Below are 19,509 nucleotides of genomic sequence, written 5' to 3'. Positions count from 1 at the left end.
TGATAAATAGAGTGGTTTATTGGGGGGAAAGGTGATCAGTTTTAACTACCTTACATTAATTAAAACAGCTTAATGTAAGGTGATGTCTAAAGATTACTCAGTAACAATAGTAAAACGTTGTTTAATATGTTTAGCATGTTCAGCTTCGTCGATCATAGCAATTGCATAATCGGCATAGCTAACGTGGCTTTTACCGTTACTATTGAATAAAACTTGCTCACCGCCAGAGGTATAATGACCGGTTCTTGGTCCATCAGCGATAAACTCAATGGCTGGACTTAAATAGGTCCATTGTACGTCATTGCATTTTTTCAATTGATCAAGGCCTTTAGCCATATTATTGGCTAGTGGTTTAAACTCGTCAGGGAATTGAGGTGTATCAACTAAACGAACTGTTTGTTCTGGATTTACGTACAAGCTTCCCGCTCCACCAACAACTAACAAGCGATTAGGTTTACCACTTAAAATATCAGTTAAATGTTTTAAGCTAGTTTGATGTTGTGGAAGGGTTTCGGGCGTCCACGCCGCGAACGCATCAATAATGACATCAAAAGGTTTCAAATCGTCATATGTAAGTTGAAAAAGATCTTTAACTAGCACGTTTGCTTTAGGATCAACTTTCGCATCAGCTTTACGTACAATGGCGGTAACATCATGTCCACGCGATAGCGCCTCTTTAACAATTAAACTACCTGATTTACCATTAGCACCAATAACTGCAATTTTCATTATCCACTCCTTTTTCTTATCTAAATAAAATATTTTAAATTTTGGTTAATGCTTAATTTACTGAGCATCTATGGCCAAAACATTGTCTTTAGATTAATATTCAAAGTTTCTATTGTAAAGTAGGTACTAAGTAGTAATATAGTATCCAATTTGTAACTATTGTTGAATTTAAAGGAATTATTGACATGTTAACCATTGACAACTTACCACCTTGCCCTGTTGAAACCACATTAATGTTAATGGGTGATAAATGGAAAGTTCTGATTATCCGCGACTTACTGACCGGCACTAAACGTTTTGGCGAATTGAAAAAATCACTAAATGGCATATCACAAAAAGTGTTAACTCAACATTTAAGAGCAATGGAAAAAAGTGGTCTTATTCATCGTAAAGTCTATGCAGAGGTTCCCCCTAAAGTTGAATATACTCTTACCGAAGTCGGGCAAAGTTTAAAACAAGTACATGATGCGATGTTAGATTGGGGACAAGCGTATAAATCAAAAAATAGTCAGCAATAATAATTACAAATCAACCATGTAGACATAACTAAAAACGCACAATTAAAACCAGAAAGAATGGTAAACCACTTACCATTCTTCAATCAAATACAGTTAGTTATCCACTTCCAGACAACCAAAATAAAATTCACCGGTTTTAGCGTCTTGATCACGACCAATAAGAATAGTTTTTGGATAAGGATTATCAGTAGTCACAGGGGCTGTATATTTATAATATTGATTGATATTGCCCCAAGAAAGCGTTTGTTTCAATTCATCAGGAATTGGCTTTGCCCCAATCGATTGAGCAAAATTATTCATATCCCCTCTAGCGACAGCAAAAAAATAAGACCCACTATCACCAAGATAACGCACAACAGATACTGTAACATTATCAATGTTAAGCGGTGTGGCAAAATGAAATTCCTGATTAATCAGCCCGTCTTCTTCCAAATTTTTAACTTTAATACTGTGTTCACCAAGTCGCGCTACCGTTTTGGCATCGCGCGCATCAAAAGCTTCAGTTTGGCAGAATAAAGCAGCTTTAAATTCATCTTCAACGGTGGCTGCTTTTGGGTTAGCCAATGCCAAACCTTGTAAGCCCAACATAAGCACTATACCACCGAAAATCTTATAGCGTGTTTTCATATGTTCCTTATAAAATAACGATTAAAATTCTTTAATATCCAATTAAATTTATTTAACAACTAAATAACATATTGCTGGCTTTTGATAAAAGTATTTTTTGTAAAAACATTAACGTTTTTCATCAACAGTATTATGGCTTTTTTTGCATCAAAAGATACTATTTTTTGCTCAAAAGAAAAGTGAGTCATGCAATATGAATATCGCAATTTCCCTTAAACTATATTACTATGATTTAACTGATTTTTATTCACTGAACTAACTATGCGCGAGTCTTCCAATAACTTAACCATTAAAGATATTGCCAAACTTTGTGGGGTAAGTAAATCCACTGTTTCTAGAGTGATTAATCACGATCCTATGGTGAAAGAAGTGACGCGTAATAAAGTCATGGCGATAATTGAGCAGTATCAATTTACCCCATCTAAATCAGCCAGGGCAATGCGTGGTTATGGTAATAAAGTGATCGGCATTATTGTAACTCGCCTTGATTCGATGTCTGAAAATCAAGCGGTGCGCTCAATGTTACCTATTTTTTACCAACGTGGTTACGATCCTATCATCATGGAAAGCCAATTTAAGGTTGATAAGGTGCAAGAACACCTAGCAATGTTAAAAGAGAAGCAAGCGGATGCGGTGGTGATATTTGCTTTTACCGGACTTGATAAATCTTTATTATCTGACTGGAAAAATAGGTGTGTGATATTGGCAAGATCATTTTCCGAATATACTTGCGTTTGTTATGATGATGTTGGGGCGGTAACAAATTTATTTAACTATCTACACCAAAATAAAAAACATCAAAATATTGCTTATATTGGCGTAGATCAGCAAGATCAAACAACTGGCGCACTGCGATATCAAGCCTATCAAGATTGTTGCTTAGCACATCACACCATACCTAATGCCTACTTAGGCAAATTAAGTTACCGTTCTGGCTATAACCTTGCTGAATCAGTTTTAAAGCATTCACCTTCGGCTATCATTTGTGCCACCGATGCTATCGCATTAGGACTGAATAAATATTTAAGTGAAAAAAAACTCAATCATATCGTTGTGGCTAGCGTTGGTCATAGCGAACTGCTTACTTTTCTGTTTCCACAAACTGTCGTTATAGAACTAGGCTTTGATAAGGCAGGTATTTATGCTGCTCGAGAGTTACTTAATATGTTACAAGGTAAAATTACCGGTAGAACTATTACGGTTCCTTGCCAATTAACGAATCAATAATTAATCAAATTCGAATTATACACTAAAAATTGTGAATTGAATCACAATTTGGGAACGTTCCCATTTATTATTTATTGAATTCAATTTATGCTACTTCCCTATATAAAATAGCCAAATTATTGATGTGATAAAACAGCGAAAGTACTAATTGAAAGGAGACTTGCGATGGCTAAAGATTCGAAAATATCAACAGAATCGATCATGCAATTAATTGAATTTGTTGGCGGCAAACAAAATATTGCGAGTGTTAGCCACTGTTTGACTCGATTAAGGTTTGCTTTGGTTGATCCTAAAACCGCCAATATCCAAGCTATCGAAGCGTTACCCTTTGTCAAAGGATGCTTTAATAATGCTGGGCAATTTCAAGTGATTATTGGCACGAATGTGGATGATTATTACAAAGTATTAACGCAGCAGTTAAATTTAACTGAAGCAACAAAAGAACAAACAAAAGCTGCATCTAAACAAAATATGTCTTTTTTTGAAAGATTAATTTCGAACTTAGCTGAAATTTTTGTACCTTTACTGCCTGCTTTGATTGCAGGTGGTTTGTTATTAGGATTACGCAACATTATTGGTGATATGCCCACCATAGATGATAAGCCATTAATTGAAACTTATCATTGGTTAGCACCTATTTACAATATACTTTGGCTACCTTGTGAAGCAATTTTCCATTTTCTACCGGTGGCGATTTGCTGGTCAACGGTGAAAAAAATGGGTGGGTCGCCTGTGTTAGGGATTGTTCTAGGCATAACATTGGTTTCACCACAATTGATGAATGCTTACGATCTTGGCAGTAAAATACCTGAAGTGTGGGATTTTGACTGGTTCACTATCCAAAAAGTCGGCTATCAAGCACAAGTGATTCCATCGATTTTTGCCGGTTTAGCACTAGGATGGATCGAAACGCGATTACGTAAAATTATCCCTGATTATCTTACTTTAGTGATTGTTCCGATTGTATCACTACTACTTGCTGTTTTTTTAGCGCATTTTTTATTAGGTCCTTTAGGGCGAATGTTAGGCAATGGTATTGCCTATGGAGTTAGATATTTGATGACTGGCGACTATGCCTTTATCGGATCTGCTATTTTTGGCTTCTTATACTCACCATTAGTAATTACTGGTATTCACCATACTACGTTGGCCATTGATATGCAGATGACCCAAAATATGGGGGGTACTCCAATTTGGCCTATTATTGCCTTATCCAATATTGCTCAAGCTTCGGCGGTTGTTGGTATTATTTTAGTCAGTAAAAAACATAACGAACGTGAAGTGTCGGTTCCGGCTGCCATATCAGCTTATCTGGGCGTGACTGAACCAGCTATGTACGGGATCAATTTACGTTATAAATTCCCGATGTTATGTGCCATGATCGGTGCTGCTTTTGCTGGCTTAGTTTGTGGTCTATTTGGTGTGTTATCTAATGGTATTGGTGTCGGCGGATTACCAGGCATCTTATCGATTAAACCAATTTATTGGGGAATTTATGCCTTAGCTATGTTGGTGGCTATAGTTGTGCCAATTGTTTTAACAGCAGTTGTTTATAAAATAAAATTGAAAAAAGGCACCTTAGATATTCGCTAAGCACGATTTAATAACCGTTAACCATTCGATTATTGAATGGTTAATTCATGTCAGATTAAAAAAAAGAGCAAACAATGAATACGAATGAAATCCCTTGGTGGCAAAACGGTACTATTTATCAAATCTATCCCAAAAGCTTTCAAGCCAGTGGTGCGGGTTCAACGGGGGATTTATTAGGCATTATCAGTCGATTAGATTATCTGAAAAATCTGGGCATTAGTGCGATTTGGTTAACGCCAATTTATCCCTCTCCGCAAATTGATAATGGTTATGATGTATCGGATTATTATGATATCGATCCGGCTTATGGCACGATGGGCGACTTTGAATTATTGGTGAAGCAAGCGCATGAGCGTGATATCCGGATTATGATGGATATGGTATTTAACCATACTTCAACAGAGCATCCATGGTTTAAATCGGCCTTAGATAAAACCAGCCCATTTCGATCGTTTTATATTTGGAAAGATGCCAAAGCTGACGGATCAGAACCCAACAATTGGCGATCAAAATTTGGCGGCAAAGCCTGGCAGTGGCATGAGCAATCAGGACAATACTATTTACACCTGTTTGCAAAGCAGCAAGCCGATCTCAATTGGGAAAATCCAACCGTCCGCCAAGAGATTAAGAACGTCTGTCAATTTTGGGCGGATAAAGGCGTCGATGCATTAAGGCTTGACGTGATTAATTTGGTCTCTAAACAGCAAGACTTTCCGGATGACGTGCAAGGTGACGGGCGAAGATATTATACGGACGGCCCGAAAATACACGAATTTTTGCAAGAGTTAAGCCGAGATGCTTTTCAATCTAATGGTTTAAAAACAGTGGGCGAAATGTCATCCACTACGCTTGAAAACTGTCAAAAATATGCCGCATTGGATGGCAAAGAGTTGACCATGACCTTTAATTTTCATCATTTAAAGATTGATTATCCAAATGGGGAAAAATGGACGCTGGCTAAGCCTGATTTGCTAGAACTCAAAAAAATACTTGGCTATTGGCAAGTGGGTATGCACGGTAAGGCATGGAATGCGATTTTCTGGTGTAATCACGATCAACCTCGCATTGTGTCACGTTTAGGTAACGAAGACCAATACCACAACGAATCAGCAAAAATGCTAGCGATGATTCTTTATGGACTCCAAGGCACGCCGTACCTTTATCAAGGTGAAGAGATCGGGATGACCAATCCCTATTTTACCGATATTTCGCAATATAAAGATGTAGAAAGTCTTAACATCTATCAAGAAAAAATTGCCGAAGGTATGTCAGAGTCTGATATGTTAGCGATTCTTGCCAGTAAATCACGGGACAATAGCCGAACGCCAATGCAATGGGACAACACCGTCAACGCCGGATTTAGTCAAGGTAAACCTTGGATTGAGGTGGCAAACAATTACCCAAAAATCAATGTGAAGGCAGCACTTGACGATCCTAATTCCATTTTTTATTGCTATCAAACTTTAATCAAATTACGCAAAACATACCCGATCTTTATTTTCGGTGACTATCAAGATCTAACGCCTGATAATGCTGATTGTTGGTGCTATGTCAGACATTGGAATAATCAAACGTTACTTGTGATAGCCAATCTGACCGAAAATAGGGTTAAATGGCAATTGCCTAAAGCATTGGAAAATAGTTCTTGGCAAAAGTTGTTAAGTAATTACTCAAATCAAACAGTGCTCGAAGGTGAAATGGTATTACAGCCTTATGAAGCAACGTATTTGTTGCACGAAAATAATTAGCAATTTTTAACATACTAAAATTAACGCAGAATTGAATGGTTCAGCTGGGTCTGGTGAGTTATTTTTCTGCTGGCTTATGCAAACAATAAATATGTTTACCATGTTTATTGTTTGGCAATTTTTGATTATAAATTAACGCTCGTTTCAGCTCTGAGGGCCTTAATCCGAAACTTGCAACACAAGTTCGGCTAAAGTGAGCTGAATCGGCAAAGCCCATATCATTAGCTAACGTTGTTAATGTTGCCGATGCGTCAAGCGTGTTAATAACATCACGCAATCTTTTCCATAACAGGTAGCCTCGGAAATTGATACCTAGATTTTCTCGAAATAGATGTAAAAAACGACTTTCGGATAAATAAATTTTATCAGCAATGTCTTTTGAGGATATCTGTTTTACCGGCAATAACGAAATTATTGAGGTCGCTTTAACTATTCGACTATCTTGCCGACAAAGACAACTTGTATTAGGGCGATATAATAAATTAACAATATGCTCGATATCGAATACCTGTTTATTTTCAATAGTATTTATAAAATATTGTGCCAGTATTGAGGCTTCTTCACGCGATAAACGATAAATAGGATCGTTTTCGGTAAAATGTGACAACAAATGAAAATAAGGCGCGTCGGGTTCGAGTAAAAAATTGATAGCGCAAGTTGTATTTAATTTATGTGGCAGATTTGAACGAATAATAAAACCAAATTCACGATACTTTTTATCTTCTGTTTCTAAACTTAAAAAAATATCGTGCAGTGATATCGTTAATTGTAAACAAGGATGACGATGAAATTCGGTATTAACGTTATGGAGAAAGTACAAAGTTGCTGACTCTTGTTCATCTAATTTAATCACCGAATCAATATGCAAAATGCGCTCTCCTGCTTATTTTATATCTGAATAATACACCACTGATTGATACTTTACTCCTGTCATAAAAATCACGTTGATTTAATTAGCCAAGTATCAATTAACCTTCACCGAAGATTTTGCTAACCATACTATACCAATTAAACCTAAAAATATCATACCATATAGCCAAAATATCTCATTAATACCAATTAATAATCCTTGATTGGTAATCTGTTGAGCCAACATAGCTGATACTTGCATGTCAGATAAATCTAGTTGATTGAATTGTTGATAAGTGTAATTTAATGCTTGGGTATTTTGATAAATTATATCGGTCAATTGACTGTGATGAATCACTTCACGACGCTCCCATAAAGTAGCGGTTAACGAGGTACCAACTGATGTCGACAACGTTCTAAAAAAGTTAAAGATACTGCCGGCAATTGCTAATTTATGAATAGGAATATCAGATAAAATAATAATATTTAAGGGCATAATAAAACATGCTATCGCAAAGCCTTGATAAAACTGCGGCCATGCTGCATCAGAAAAGGTCATGTTTGATTCAAATGTATATGCTCGCCAAAAAAAACAGAGTGCAAACACAATAAAGCTAAACGTTACCACCTTACGCATATCGACATTCGAAGCAAATCGGCCAATTATTGGCGCAAGAAAAATAGGAACCAAACCAATTGGCGCCAACACTAAACCAGCGTAAGTTGCAGTATAACCAAACACACGTTGTAATAATTGTGGTTGAATAACCAGCGTGCCAATATGGAGTAAAAATGCCAAACTGATACAAATTGTGCCAATGGTAAAATTTCGAGATTTAAAAACGGATAAATCAATAATTGGATAATCTGTTGTTTGTTCCCAAACAATAAAATAACTAATAAAAACAACAGCTAATACAGAAAGAATAATAATCTGATTAGAATTAAACCAATCAAGTTCTTTTCCTCTATCTAATACCAGTTGTAAACACCCCACGCCAGCTATAAATAAAACTAATCCAATTCTATCAATGGGTAATTTGCTGGTAGCCGTTTCACGATCTTTTAATAAAAGGTGAACACCAAACCAAATGATGATCCCGAAAGGAATATTGATTAAAAAGATCCATCCCCAAAAATAATTATCACTAATCCAACCACCTAAAATAGGACCACAAATTGGCGCAATAATAATTGTCATTGACCATATGGCTAATGACATATTTTTTTTGGCCGGCGGGCAATACGCTAATAGCAAGCTTTGCGATAGAGGGATGATTGGTCCAGAAACCATACCTTGCAATAATCTTGAAAAAATCAGCATTGCTAAACTATTTGAAATACCGCAAAGCCAAGAAGTGACTACGAAAAATAAGATAGAATAAGTAAATAATTTTACTTCACCAAAACGCTGAGCTAACCATCCCGTTAAGGGGATCGAAATAGCATTAGCAACGGCAAAAGAGGTGATAACCCACGTTCCTTGCGAATTTGAAGCACCAAGATTACCCGTAATGGTTGATAATGCCACATTAGTAATTGTTAAATCCAAAATCTGTAAAAACGCGATTACCGCTAATAAAATAATTAGTAAGATAAATTTGATGCCTGTTAAAGGCAATGAGGACGCTTTACTTTGATTCATTGAATAATCTGCGTAGCGTAGAAATTGGTTTTTACAATATCCTCAACGAGCTGTTCAAATTCAGTTTCATCAAAAGAAAGTGAATCCGTTTGATATTTTATCGTCTTCGCTGGGACATCAGTTAAAAGTTTACCTGTTGTATCATGCGTATCCACATTGACACTCATTGATAAGCCTATACGTAATGGAAATTGTTTAAGTTGCGCTTTGTCTAATTCAATCCGTACCGGTAAACGTTGAATCACTTTGATCCAATTTCCTGTCGCATTTTGTGCAGGTAGCAAAGAAAAAGCGCCACCGGTGCCCATCGCAATACCACTTATCTTTCCTTTATACTCAACTTTTTCACCATAGTAATCACTTTCTAAGGTAACTGGCTGACCGATACGAATATCGTTTAACTGTACCTCTTTAAAATTTGCTTCTACCCATATTTGATCTAACGGAACAATAACCATTAAACGCTCACCTTTAGTCACTTGTGTACCAACTTGGACACTTCGCCTCGCGACATACCCTGTTACCGGTGCGGTGATTTTGGTTCGCTTTAAATTAAGCCAAGCTTGTTTTAATTTAAAAATTGCTTGCTGAATACTTGGTTGTTCTAATAATGGCGTTTTCATTAGTAGTGCATTATTAATGGCTAATTCATGCTTAGATATATTTAAATCATTAATAGCAAAATCGACATCTTGCCTTGCATGAATAATCTCTTCTTTTGAAATGACCTTTCGTGACCAAAGATTCTCCCGGCGTTCAAGATCTTGCTTAAGTTTGTCTAAGGTGACTTGTTTTAACTGAATGCTGGCTGAAAGTTTTTCATTTGTGATCTGAATTTGATGCAACTCTCTAATCGCTTTGATTAACGCATTTTGGGCATAACCAAATTCATTTTCTGCATCAACTGCATCAATCGTTGCTATCACATCATTTTGTTGAATAAAATCGTTATTATCGACATTAATCGTCAATATTCCACCATTTACTTGCGCATCAACCGGGACCTGATTACCCATAACATAGGCATTATCAGTTGATTGATTAAATCGACTAAACATAAACCAATAAACGCCATAAGCCAAAGCAAAAAAAAGAAATAATAGCGTTAATATAATCAGCTTCTTTTTACGTTTAATTGGGGGAGGTGGCGAATCTATCTCTTTATCCATACTTTTGTCCGTAGAACTACCTTGAGATTGATTAAAAAAAATTTATAAGTAGTATTCAAAAGAAAAATGATTTTGTCTTGAATAAAGTAGCTAACTTGCTTTTAATTGAAGTGATGGAAAAATTGAAAACAACAAAAGGACGGCCTAATGAAATTAATTAATTTATTAATTATCATCTTATTTAATTTTATCGGTGCCTATCTAAGTTACCAATGGTGTTATCGAATGATTATCGCAAAACATCGCACACCAGAATTTTATTATTTGATATGTTATGGTTTGTGTTATTTCTGTTTTATTCTGATTTCAATCTTTCTTTTAAATAAAATAAAACGACCACTCGGATTAGTCATTTTAGGTGTGCCAATTGGTATTATAATTCCCGCAATGCCGCCTATTGTCTCAATATTAGTTATGGAAGATACTAAAAAAGTGATTTTTAATCTAGATCTTATTATGGGATTGTTGGGCATCACATCAGCGGTAACCCTCAATTTTATAATCTATCCGGCAATTTTATTATGCTGTCATTATTCGATTATTGCGATACAAAAACTAAAGAGTAAGATTGCATTGAAGCAAGAATAAATTATAACACTCACAAAATGATTCACCAAAAATACTGCCCAAACCTTACCTATTAAACACCGTCTAACGTTTTTTATATAAGTGCAATTAATCAAATCAGCTTGTTTTTTTTTATCGGTTTAACATAACATAAACGCAATTAAATAAATATTAAACAGTATGTTATGAGTAAACAGGTAGCTATTCTTGGTGATTATACCACTACTGGTGGCAGGGTCATTTCAGCATCGAATGAAGGTTTTTGCAACAATCAAGGTATAGCTTGCATAGGCGATTATGTCTCTTGTCCTAAATGTAAAAGTACTGGGAAAATTATAGAGGGTACTTATAATTATATTGTTGCTGGTAAACCAGCTGCATATGATGGTTGTATTGTTGCATGTCAATGTTCTCCGGTAGGTTGTAATAAAATTATAGCAACTAAAAGTACTATTTTTGTTGATGAGGAAAAAGAAAACAGCAATTTTATCAATATGACACATACCTCTTTAAAAAATGACCTATATAATAATTTAAGTGATGAAGTGAAAAAAAATAGTCAGCAAGATGTAGAAGCATATTTATTTACTACAAGGCGGATTAATTTAATGTCCCTAGGAACACATTCTTCACTATACATTCATATTAAAGGTAAGACACCTTTTATGTTCGACCCAAATGGGGATTATATGCGACGATATCGAGGGCAAGCGGAACTTTTTTATGATGATGGTAGTATTCCTTTTTCAATAGCAGAGTTTGTAAAATTCCATGCCGAAGATGGCGATTACGTTTCTCAACGCGAAATTACTTTAACACGAGATCAAGCGCTGAATATTGAAAAAAGAATTATTAATGGTAATTATGCGACTTACATTGGTTTTTATTGTGCGCGTGCCGTTTCATCTGTTTTAGATGAATATGGTCTACAAGAACTCTATTGGTCACCTGGCTCTTTGGAAGAAGCAGTAAAAGAGATTGAAGATAAAAAAGGACAAACTAGTGAAAACAATTAACATGATGATTATATTTACATTTAATGTTATTGGAGCATTTATAAGTTACCAATGGTGTTATTCCTTAATTATAAAAAAACATCATCGTTTTCCACCAGAATTATATTATTTAATATTTTATGGTTTGTGTTATTTCTGTTTTTTTATTATTTCAATTTATCTTCTAAATAAAATAAAACGACCTATAGGATTAGTAATTTATGGCGTACTTATTGGAGTACTGATTAGCTTTATATTAGCGGTTCTCTATATATTAATCATGAGTGGTGGTTATGATAAACTATTGTTTAGTATTGAGTTTATCATGGGTGTTTTGTGCGTGACATCACTTTTCACCCTCAATTTTATAATCTATCCGGCAATTTTATTATGCTGTCATTATTCGATTATTGGGTTGCAAAAACTAAAGAGTAAGATTGTATTGAAGCAATAATCAATTGCAAGAACTAGCCAAAAAATCGCCACCTATTTTATACTGTTAAACTTATTAAATTGGATGATTGATATTGAATTATATGCTGTTATTTTAGGCGTTTTATAATAAAAATTAGGAGAATTATAATCCAATCTAAATGCTAAATGAATGTTATTGCAGTTTACGATGACCCTATCAGGCAAACATAAAATATGCCAGCACAGGTATAACAAAGATTAATTAACTTCTGCTAAGCCTAAGAAAAATATGCTATATTATTTTTTAACTGATTTTACAAGGCGATAAGATGGATATAAAACTCACCAAGCATGATAAACGCTATATTGAAAGCACGGACGATGTCTACAGCATTATGCAACGTGTGTTATTGCGTGATAACCAAATCGACCAAGAAAAAGAACATCTTTGGATGATTGGCATGAATCAAGCTGGTTATATCCTGTATATCGAGCTGATTGCGCTTGGCAGTTATAAATCGGTCGATGTTGAACCGATGAATGTATTTCGTGTTGCAGTGATGAAAAACGCCTCACGCGTGATATTAGTTCACAACCATCCATCAGGATCGCTGACGCCGTCCGTGGCGGATAAAGATATCACCGATCGCCTCATTCAAGTTGGCCGTATTCTAAATATCGACCTAATCGACCACCTAATCATCACCCCAAAATCCTATATCAGCTTTCGCAGTACTAAACTTATGGACGAGTTAGAACAAAGCCTAAAATACGTACCGACTTATCAAGTGGTTGAACGTATCCGCAAGGAAGAAAAGTTGATTGCTAAAGAGAAGTTGGCGGTTGAGAAGGATAAGACAAAAACAGCTCAACAAAAAGCAAAAGAAATAAAAGAAAAAGCTGATTTTGAGAAAAAAGCATTAATTAATGCATTGTTGGAAAAAGGAGTTTCTATTGAAGATATTGCTAAGATTTTGGGGATTTCGGTGAAGAATATCAAAAATTACCTTAAGTAACATTTTTACTAAATATAAGTTTAGGTATGTTAAGGCTTACATTGATTAAAAACTGATAATTAAAGAGAGGTTATAAATGGATTTTGTTGAAGAAATTAATCATATAATTTCATTAAATATTCCTGATTTAAATCTGACAAACATTGATAACAATAAATTTGATGAGACTTTCTATGAAATAAGTGAGCTCATTACTAAAAGCATAATATATCACCATAAACCCGAACAACATAATAATAAAAATTTCACATTCACAGCTAATTCATCTTTAAGTGGCGGAGGCAATTTTTGTTCTTCATTAGGCTGCCGTATGTCAAAATTAGATGAGTTAGTATCTTTTGCATCCTTGTACGCTGACTGTATATATATACGACATCCATTTGAAAAAATTTATTTACATGGATTTGATAAATTTTCTGATAATTCAAGATTAGAATTTATTAATGGTATTATTCTTTTTTATTATTTAGAACCCTTTATCAAAAAAGGAATTATTAAGTATGTTAATGAAGGGATTACTTTATGCAAAAACCACTGGGATTCACTAGGGATTCCATTAGAAGAGAAAATAAAAAGCCAAGAAAAAAAATTAACAAATCTTCTTGAAGAATATTTGTTAAGTCATTGCTCTATAACGTTTGATTCAAATAGTAAAGGAAACTTTTTAGAATTTAAAGAAAAAAAAGAAGAACTAATTCCACATTCCCGATACTATTTATACTTTTACCCACCATATCCAAACTTCATTCAAAAATTAAAAAATAAAAAAACTCCTTACGTAATTTCCATTAATGAAATTAAAAAATATGATTTATTTCAATATATTATTAATAGAATTATTGATGATGTATCTATACAAGAGTGGCATTCTAACTTTTACAATACTTCCTATCTTTCTGATAATAAAAGGAATTTAGATATTATTAAAAACTTGAATAGCGAAGTATCAATTGCAAATGCAACTTCCTTTGAAAAAGCCTTAAACCATTATTTACCAGTTATTTTTTATAAAGATGCTCAAGATATATTAAATCTTAGAGAGCGAGAAAATGAAGCCTTTCAGGTATATAGAGATAAATTAAATTCTATTTTGCAAAATAAAAGCCAATCATGGAATGATAAAGAATTATCTGAGCTTTTTAGAGATCAAATACTACCAGAATTAAACATAATAAATAAAAAGGTTAATAACTGGAAATCTAATTTAAGAAGCAATGTGAGAGACTCTATCTACATTGGAGCTGGTTCTGTTTCCATTGGGTTATATTCAGGTATATTACCTCCTGAAATAGGGAATATCCTCGCTCTATTTGGTGGAGGAAAGGCCATTAGTGATATTTTAGTTAATTATAAAAATTCTTTTAATGATAAAACTGAAGCTTATAAAAATGATTTTTATTTTTTATGGCAAGCAAACAAATAAATCATTTTAACTATCACTATTTTTCTAATGTGAAATTGCGTTGAGTGCCAAATTACAAGAGTATGAAATGGATTAATCTGGAATAAATTTGAATGTTGTATTAACAACAAGCCTTTAGGCTGAGACACATGGGAGTGGCTAATAATATCCTTTTATCGGTACATACTATGATCGACAATTAAACTTCAAGACCATTAAACAACCTAACAAACATCGATCCTATTAGCATATAAATCAACTGACATACCTCAAATCTGTCAAATATCCTCCATTACGCCCCACGCACAGTGGAACGGGGAGCCGGAGGGGTTGGTTTGAACCCCTCACTCGTCTGAACACCTGAACATCAATATTTCACGACTGCTTTCATGGCGGAACCCATTGCAATAATAACAGCATTAATATCTTTGTATGCCATTGGGATTTCATTAATCACATTAGTATCTTTTCGACATTCGACATGTGCCGTTGCTTTGATTTGGTCTTCAATGGTAAATCTGTTTTTCATCGCTGTTGGGCTTATCACTTACTACACAATGTGAACAAGAGCAGAAACTATCTGCCTTGACAAGTCATTGTTAAATATAGCTTTTTGTTGTTTCGAGAACCAAAAAACAGAAGAGTAATCATGCCGACAGGCTCAAAAAGTATTTGGCAAAGTTTGGGCTGAGTTGGGATGAGATTCAACAGCCCCTAGAGCAAATTAGAGACCATGCATTAAAAACCAAATAATTGCTTTACCATGTGTTGATTGTATTTATCCTGACCACGCCAATAAGTGGCATATACCCAATCGTGTTTTCCCCTTGTTGGGCGCTCATAAGAAGCGGGTTGTAAAATCCCCACACAAGCCAAAATCTCAATAACGGTGTTACGTTCATCCTGATTGGATTTAAAGTTAGGTACATCCGTCAGTTTATCACTCAGTGAACCCGGATAATCATCTTGCTGACAGGATGCAATAATGGCTAATATCCCTTTTAAAATAGCTATATCATCTTTGGTCGGTTCAGAGATTGCCTGTTTGGTGAATTGCATGAGATCAAAGTAGGTATAAAGTAAATCACCATGACGCACTCCTCCCCACTTTATTCGTTCAAAGTTTAAGATATTTAAATCTGCTTTGGTGTAGTTTTCATTACCTATCATGCCATATTTGAGATCACGGCAGACCTGACACGTATGGGATGAATGACTCATTTGGCCATCTTGATAAGATTGACCAGACACGACTGGCGTATATTGATGCGCTGTCATTAATTTGGCGATAAAGTATGATGCAATACCTGAGCGCCAATCAAGTCGCCGCGTTGATAAGCTGCTCAAAAAGGCCTTGGCAACGTGTTCAAGTGTGATTGTGGCGACGATGTTTATGATTTTATTGACACAATCATCGTGTGATATGGTAATGGGATCAAACATTAATCCTTTTTCTTTCGCATACGCAAAGTCGCTAGGCTCTGTTTTTATCTCCTTTCTGTCCTTCCAGCCATTTTTCCAATAGGTTTGAAACAGAATCTTTTTTGCTTTTTTGTCCATTTAATCACCGTATTTGTCTATTTTACTTTGAATTAGCACGAGTGAGCCCTCTAGTCATTGAGTTTAACCCATTGCGATAAATGATCAGATTCAGCCGTGATTTGATGTTTTTCTTTTACTGCAATTAGCTTCGAACCATCATTAAAAGTCACGTGATAATCTTTAGCAAGCAAATAGTGTGTTAACACTTGCCCAAGCCCAAAGCCAAGTTTCAGAAGCATAGGAAAACGTTCCCAATATTTGGATTGAAAAATACAAATCATCACCAAATATGATCTGCTGTTTTGCATATCGATCTGTCAGGGTTGACCATCAATAACACCTTTCAGATTTAAATAAACTTCATCAATTTATCGGTGAGTTTGCTATTTTAAAGCAAATGAGCGAGTCATAAAAATAAATTTATCAGACTTACTATATCAATTTTATCCTTTACAAATAAATAATCAGCGTATAGAATTCATCCGCTTTCCTGAATAGTGCTGCTGCAGGAAAACAGTAATTATCTTCTCAATTTGAGGAGACGCTTTTTTATTGTTTTCTAGGTGGCTATTATGTCTACATTTTCCCGTTTACAAAAACGTTTGTCCCGTCTTGGGATTGAAAGTCATTTTAATAATGATATTTATACTTTAAATAAAGAAAATACATCTGTTCAGATTTTGTTACCGAGTTCTTTACCCTTAGAGCAAAAAGCGGTAGAACAGCTTCTGAACTTTGCATCAGTGACCGTTCCTAATAGCTTAGGAAAAGTTTGCATGGCTCGTGCTACACCTGATTTTCATCCAGGTGCGGTTGCGCCTGTTGGTAGTATTGTTGCAACTACTCAGGATTTAATTATCCCGGCAGCAATTGGTACCGATATTAATTGCGGTATGCGGCTTTTTACCACGGGTTTAAGCTTTGATCAGGTGTGTGAACAAAAATCGACAATTATTGCACAATTAAAACGTGTGTTATTGCAAGATGAACGCGATGTACCTGTTACTCCGCAATCTTTTCAAGCATTATTCGATCAAGGTCTTGCAGCATGGTTATCAGAGTTACCGCAGAAAGGTTTGTGGAATTCAGTTAATTATGAACGATTATACGCAGAGCTTAATAAAATATCGGGTCATCATTTAATTAAGGCAGATAGTCAGTATGCGCCTGAAGCCTTTTTTGAAAAGCGCGATATTATTCGCCCTGCGAGTTTAGGTACTGTCGGATCTGGTAACCATTTTGTCGAGTTACAAATTGTTGATGATATTATCGATCGGCATTTAGCTTATCAATTAGGTCTTGAAAAAAATAGTGTCGTCGTCATGATTCATACCGGATCGCGTGATGTTGGTTTTTACATTGGTCAGCGTTGGCAAGATAAAGCAAAAGCGCTATGGCCGACTAATGAAAAGCAACCTAAATCCGGATTGTTTGGTTTAACAGATAATCACGCACAGGCCTATTTACACGCTATGGGCGTTGCTGCGCGTTATGCTTGGATTAATCGAATTGTGATTACCGAATTGATACGTAAATCACTTGCCACTATTTTTCATCAAGATAATAGTCAACTCGTGGTCGACATTTCGCACAATATCATTTTGCCTGAACATGAGATGAATATTCATCGTAAAGGGGCAACGCCTGCTTATGCTGGTCAGATAGCTTTAATCCCTGGCTCAATGGGTGATCACTCTTATGTGGCAGTGGGTAAAGGTAATGCAGATTGGTTATGGTCTTGCTCACACGGTGCAGGTCGAGCAGAAAGACGACAAGCTATGCGTAGCAAAAAAGTCGAATATGATAAGGTTAATTTGCCATGGCAATGTATTACCTTAAAAGAAGAACGGCTACGTGAAGAGGCGCCCACAGCCTACAAACCGATCACACCGGTGATTGACGCACAACAAAACGCCGGTTTGATTCAAACAGTGGTTAAACTTAAGCCGTGGATTACGTTTAAGGCGTAACTTTGATACAACAACCGCATTGACTTGGTTTGATGCGGTTGCAGTTATTATACTAATGATTTTATTTATTAGAATATTGCAATTTCATTTTATTAAAAACTAATTCAGCCTCGGTCCAGTTTTTATCCCTGATCTCTCGATCAACTAAACCTTTTAAATGATCAGATGTAAAACTTTCAGAATCTTTCATCTGATTAGCTAAAGTAAATGCCGCTAATAGTTGCTTTGCTACAGCTTTCACAACCGGCACTGTAACAGAATTTCCAAATTGTTTGTACATTTGTCCGTCAGATACAGCGTTAATAATATAATTATCAGGAAAACCTTGTAATCTGGCACATTCTCTCGGTGTTAATTTACGAGGCCTTTTTCCTAAGTCTGATTGGTCAATTAAAATTTCACTACCATCTTTATAATAACGAGCACTTAGAGTATTAGTATATTCACTGTTTGAATTAAATAAACTATAACCAAAGCCATTACCTTTTTGGGTATGTTCTTTTTTTCTTCGTTGATGACCATTCCATAGTTTTTCAGAAATAGTATATTTATCATCAATTTCATTTTCAGTTTGAAGGATGTCTCCTAGCTTTGTTGGTATACACGGAGGTTGCGGCCATTTAAATAAAATATTGAAATCAATATGATCATAATAATCTCTGTCAAAACCAATAATAAAAATTCTTTCTCTATTTTGTGGTACTCCAAAATCAGCGGCTCGCAATACTTTATAAAAAACCTGATAATTTAATTTACTCGATAAAGCTTCTTTCGCTTCGCCAGATAACGGAATATCATCGGGGATATGGCCAATATTATGACCTTCTAAAATATTTAATATTGTTTTTAATGTATTACCTTTATTATGGCCTTTTAGTTGTTTAACATTCTCAAGTAAAAATGCTTTCGGCCTTTTTTCAACCAGAATCTTTTGAATCTCAAAAAACATTGTGCCTCTGGTATCATTGAATCCTTTTCTTAATCCCGCTTGAGAAAAAGCCTGACAAGGAAAACCTGCTAATAAAATATCATGATCAGGAATGTCTTTTGCAGCTATTTTAGTTATGTCTCCACTCGGTACCTCACCAAAATTAGCAGTGTAAGTTTTTTGAGCAAACTTATCCCATTCTGAAGTAAACAAACATTTTCCACCTAGTTCCTGAAATGGCAACCGTATACCACCTATCCCAGCAAACAAGTCAATAAACGTAAATTTTTGAACAGTCGACCCTTTTTGTTTAAAAGGGCAATCATCATGTAATTGGCTAATCAATTCTAAAGTTGCTTTAGACGGCGTGTGCTCACCTTTTTCCCAACCTCGTACGGTTCTCTCTCCATTTTCATTCATACCTAATAATCTGGCAAAATCTTTTCGGGTTAGTCCTATTTTCATTCGCTTTTGTTCAATAAATGATGAAATTTCATTCATATGTAGGTATCCTAGTAAAATATTAATTAAAAAGTGAGTTATCCGTTTTATTCCCGGATAATAGCACTG

Annotated in this window: 17 protein-coding genes and 1 pseudogene; 9 read left to right on the top strand and 9 right to left on the bottom strand. The window is 35.2% G+C overall.

Features of this window, described 5'->3' with window-relative positions; genetic code table 11:
* Nucleotides 1–93 precede the first annotated feature (93 nt).
* Entirely contained in the window at nucleotides 94–729 is a 636-nt protein-coding gene (locus A9G03_RS11845; RefSeq protein ID WP_065799312.1) for an NAD(P)-dependent oxidoreductase, read from the bottom strand.
* A 185-nt stretch (nucleotides 730–914) separates the two neighbouring features.
* Here A9G03_RS11845 and A9G03_RS11840 point away from each other — a divergent pair, with 185 nt between their 5' ends.
* On the top strand, nucleotides 915–1,247 hold the full coding sequence (locus tag A9G03_RS11840) for a winged helix-turn-helix transcriptional regulator (RefSeq protein ID WP_065632956.1): 333 nt from the start codon (nucleotides 915–917) through the stop codon (nucleotides 1,245–1,247).
* Between the two features lie 93 nt (nucleotides 1,248–1,340).
* On the opposite strand, the gene A9G03_RS11835 is transcribed toward A9G03_RS11840, so the two are convergent.
* Entirely contained in the window at nucleotides 1,341–1,874 is a 534-nt protein-coding gene (locus tag A9G03_RS11835; RefSeq protein ID WP_065799310.1) for a hypothetical protein, read from the bottom strand.
* Between the two features lie 261 nt (nucleotides 1,875–2,135).
* On the opposite strand from A9G03_RS11835, the gene treR reads away from it, so the two are divergent.
* From treR to treC, 3 genes are all read left to right on the top strand, one after another.
* The gene (treR, locus tag A9G03_RS11830) at nucleotides 2,136–3,101 is read left to right on the top strand and encodes a trehalose operon repressor TreR (protein ID WP_065799309.1); all 966 of its coding nucleotides are present in this window, start codon (nucleotides 2,136–2,138) and stop codon (nucleotides 3,099–3,101) included.
* Between the two features lie 165 nt (nucleotides 3,102–3,266).
* Complete coding sequence (gene treB / locus A9G03_RS11825; protein WP_065799308.1) at nucleotides 3,267–4,694, top strand: PTS trehalose transporter subunit IIBC; 1,428 nt, start codon at nucleotides 3,267–3,269, stop codon at nucleotides 4,692–4,694.
* Between the two features lie 74 nt (nucleotides 4,695–4,768).
* Nucleotides 4,769–6,442, top strand: a complete 1,674-nt coding sequence (treC, locus tag A9G03_RS11820) for an alpha,alpha-phosphotrehalase (RefSeq protein ID WP_065799307.1) — start codon at nucleotides 4,769–4,771, stop codon at nucleotides 6,440–6,442.
* Nucleotides 6,443–6,500: 58 nt separating this feature from the next.
* Here treC and A9G03_RS11815 read toward each other — a convergent pair whose 3' ends face one another.
* The 3 genes from A9G03_RS11815 to A9G03_RS11805 all read right to left on the bottom strand — a co-directional run bounded on the left by A9G03_RS11815 (nucleotide 6,501) and on the right by A9G03_RS11805 (nucleotide 10,105).
* Nucleotides 6,501–7,310 carry an AraC family transcriptional regulator gene (locus tag A9G03_RS11815; protein WP_065799306.1) on the bottom strand — a complete coding sequence of 270 codons (810 nt, stop codon included), beginning with the start codon at nucleotides 7,308–7,310 and terminating at the stop codon, nucleotides 6,501–6,503.
* Between the two features lie 96 nt (nucleotides 7,311–7,406).
* Nucleotides 7,407–8,936, bottom strand: a complete 1,530-nt coding sequence (locus A9G03_RS11810) for a DHA2 family efflux MFS transporter permease subunit (RefSeq protein ID WP_065799305.1) — start codon at nucleotides 8,934–8,936, stop codon at nucleotides 7,407–7,409.
* Complete coding sequence (locus A9G03_RS11805; protein WP_065799304.1) at nucleotides 8,933–10,105, bottom strand: HlyD family secretion protein; 1,173 nt, start codon at nucleotides 10,103–10,105, stop codon at nucleotides 8,933–8,935. Before A9G03_RS11805 ends, A9G03_RS11810 begins: the two co-directional genes overlap by 4 nt.
* 147 nt (nucleotides 10,106–10,252) lie before the next feature.
* Here A9G03_RS11805 and A9G03_RS11800 point away from each other — a divergent pair, with 147 nt between their 5' ends.
* From A9G03_RS11800 to A9G03_RS11780, 4 genes are all read left to right on the top strand, one after another.
* Nucleotides 10,253–10,693, top strand: a complete 441-nt coding sequence (locus A9G03_RS11800; RefSeq protein WP_065799303.1) for a hypothetical protein — start codon at nucleotides 10,253–10,255, stop codon at nucleotides 10,691–10,693.
* A 164-nt stretch (nucleotides 10,694–10,857) separates the two neighbouring features.
* Nucleotides 10,858–11,688, top strand: coding sequence for a PAAR domain-containing protein (locus tag A9G03_RS11795; RefSeq protein WP_065799302.1), 831 nt, complete (start codon nucleotides 10,858–10,860; stop codon nucleotides 11,686–11,688).
* 722 nt (nucleotides 11,689–12,410) lie between these two features.
* Complete coding sequence (locus A9G03_RS11785) at nucleotides 12,411–13,097, top strand: JAB domain-containing protein (protein WP_065799300.1); 687 nt, start codon at nucleotides 12,411–12,413, stop codon at nucleotides 13,095–13,097.
* A gap of 76 nt (nucleotides 13,098–13,173) precedes the next feature.
* The gene (locus A9G03_RS11780) at nucleotides 13,174–14,520 is read left to right on the top strand and encodes a hypothetical protein (RefSeq protein ID WP_065799299.1); all 1,347 of its coding nucleotides are present in this window, start codon (nucleotides 13,174–13,176) and stop codon (nucleotides 14,518–14,520) included.
* Between the two features lie 346 nt (nucleotides 14,521–14,866).
* Here the strand turns inward: A9G03_RS11780 and A9G03_RS12590 are convergent.
* The 3 genes and pseudogenes from A9G03_RS12590 to A9G03_RS12585 all read right to left on the bottom strand — a co-directional run.
* Nucleotides 14,867–15,080, bottom strand: a pseudogene (locus tag A9G03_RS12590) (RtcB family protein); the annotation flags it as partial.
* Nucleotides 15,081–15,237: 157 nt separating this feature from the next.
* On the bottom strand, nucleotides 15,238–16,059 hold the full coding sequence (locus A9G03_RS11770) for a hypothetical protein (protein WP_065799297.1): 822 nt from the start codon (nucleotides 16,057–16,059) through the stop codon (nucleotides 15,238–15,240).
* A 50-nt stretch (nucleotides 16,060–16,109) separates the two neighbouring features.
* A complete protein-coding gene (locus A9G03_RS12585) occupies nucleotides 16,110–16,280 on the bottom strand; it encodes a hypothetical protein (RefSeq protein ID WP_179854762.1) in 171 nt (56 codons plus the stop codon).
* Between the two features lie 333 nt (nucleotides 16,281–16,613).
* Here A9G03_RS12585 and A9G03_RS11760 point away from each other — a divergent pair, with 333 nt between their 5' ends.
* Nucleotides 16,614–18,011, top strand: coding sequence for an RtcB family protein (locus A9G03_RS11760; RefSeq protein ID WP_065799295.1), 1,398 nt, complete (start codon nucleotides 16,614–16,616; stop codon nucleotides 18,009–18,011).
* Nucleotides 18,012–18,072: 61 nt separating this feature from the next.
* On the opposite strand, the gene dcm is transcribed toward A9G03_RS11760, so the two are convergent.
* Nucleotides 18,073–19,440, bottom strand: a complete 1,368-nt coding sequence (gene dcm / locus A9G03_RS11755) for a DNA (cytosine-5-)-methyltransferase (protein WP_082209459.1) — start codon at nucleotides 19,438–19,440, stop codon at nucleotides 18,073–18,075.
* Nucleotides 19,441–19,509: the final 69 nt, after the last annotated feature.

This window comes from Gilliamella sp. wkB171, assembly GCF_001693755.1.
Taxonomy (GTDB): domain Bacteria; phylum Pseudomonadota; class Gammaproteobacteria; order Enterobacterales; family Orbaceae; genus Gilliamella; species Gilliamella apicola_F.
The sequence above is the reverse complement of the archived record's forward strand: the minus strand, read 5'-3'. Positions and strand labels throughout refer to the sequence as shown.

Coding starts and splice junctions, on each gene's coding strand:
- A9G03_RS11780 (WP_065799299.1), top strand. CDS start 13,174: ATGGATTTTGTTGAAGAAATTAATCATATAATTTCATTAAATATTCCT.
- treB (WP_065799308.1), top strand. CDS start 3,267: ATGGCTAAAGATTCGAAAATATCAACAGAATCGATCATGCAATTAATT.
- treC (WP_065799307.1), top strand. CDS start 4,769: ATGAATACGAATGAAATCCCTTGGTGGCAAAACGGTACTATTTATCAA.
- A9G03_RS12585 (WP_179854762.1), bottom strand. CDS start 16,280: ATGCTTCTGAAACTTGGCTTTGGGCTTGGGCAAGTGTTAACACACTAT.
- A9G03_RS11840 (WP_065632956.1), top strand. CDS start 915: ATGTTAACCATTGACAACTTACCACCTTGCCCTGTTGAAACCACATTA.
- A9G03_RS11805 (WP_065799304.1), bottom strand. CDS start 10,105: ATGGATAAAGAGATAGATTCGCCACCTCCCCCAATTAAACGTAAAAAG.
- A9G03_RS11800 (WP_065799303.1), top strand. CDS start 10,253: ATGAAATTAATTAATTTATTAATTATCATCTTATTTAATTTTATCGGT.
- A9G03_RS11810 (WP_065799305.1), bottom strand. CDS start 8,936: ATGAATCAAAGTAAAGCGTCCTCATTGCCTTTAACAGGCATCAAATTT.
- treR (WP_065799309.1), top strand. CDS start 2,136: ATGCGCGAGTCTTCCAATAACTTAACCATTAAAGATATTGCCAAACTT.
- A9G03_RS11785 (WP_065799300.1), top strand. CDS start 12,411: ATGGATATAAAACTCACCAAGCATGATAAACGCTATATTGAAAGCACG.
- A9G03_RS11760 (WP_065799295.1), top strand. CDS start 16,614: ATGTCTACATTTTCCCGTTTACAAAAACGTTTGTCCCGTCTTGGGATT.
- A9G03_RS11795 (WP_065799302.1), top strand. CDS start 10,858: ATGAGTAAACAGGTAGCTATTCTTGGTGATTATACCACTACTGGTGGC.
- A9G03_RS11770 (WP_065799297.1), bottom strand. CDS start 16,059: ATGGACAAAAAAGCAAAAAAGATTCTGTTTCAAACCTATTGGAAAAAT.
- A9G03_RS11845 (WP_065799312.1), bottom strand. CDS start 729: ATGAAAATTGCAGTTATTGGTGCTAATGGTAAATCAGGTAGTTTAATT.
- dcm (WP_082209459.1), bottom strand. CDS start 19,440: ATGAATGAAATTTCATCATTTATTGAACAAAAGCGAATGAAAATAGGA.
- A9G03_RS11835 (WP_065799310.1), bottom strand. CDS start 1,874: ATGAAAACACGCTATAAGATTTTCGGTGGTATAGTGCTTATGTTGGGC.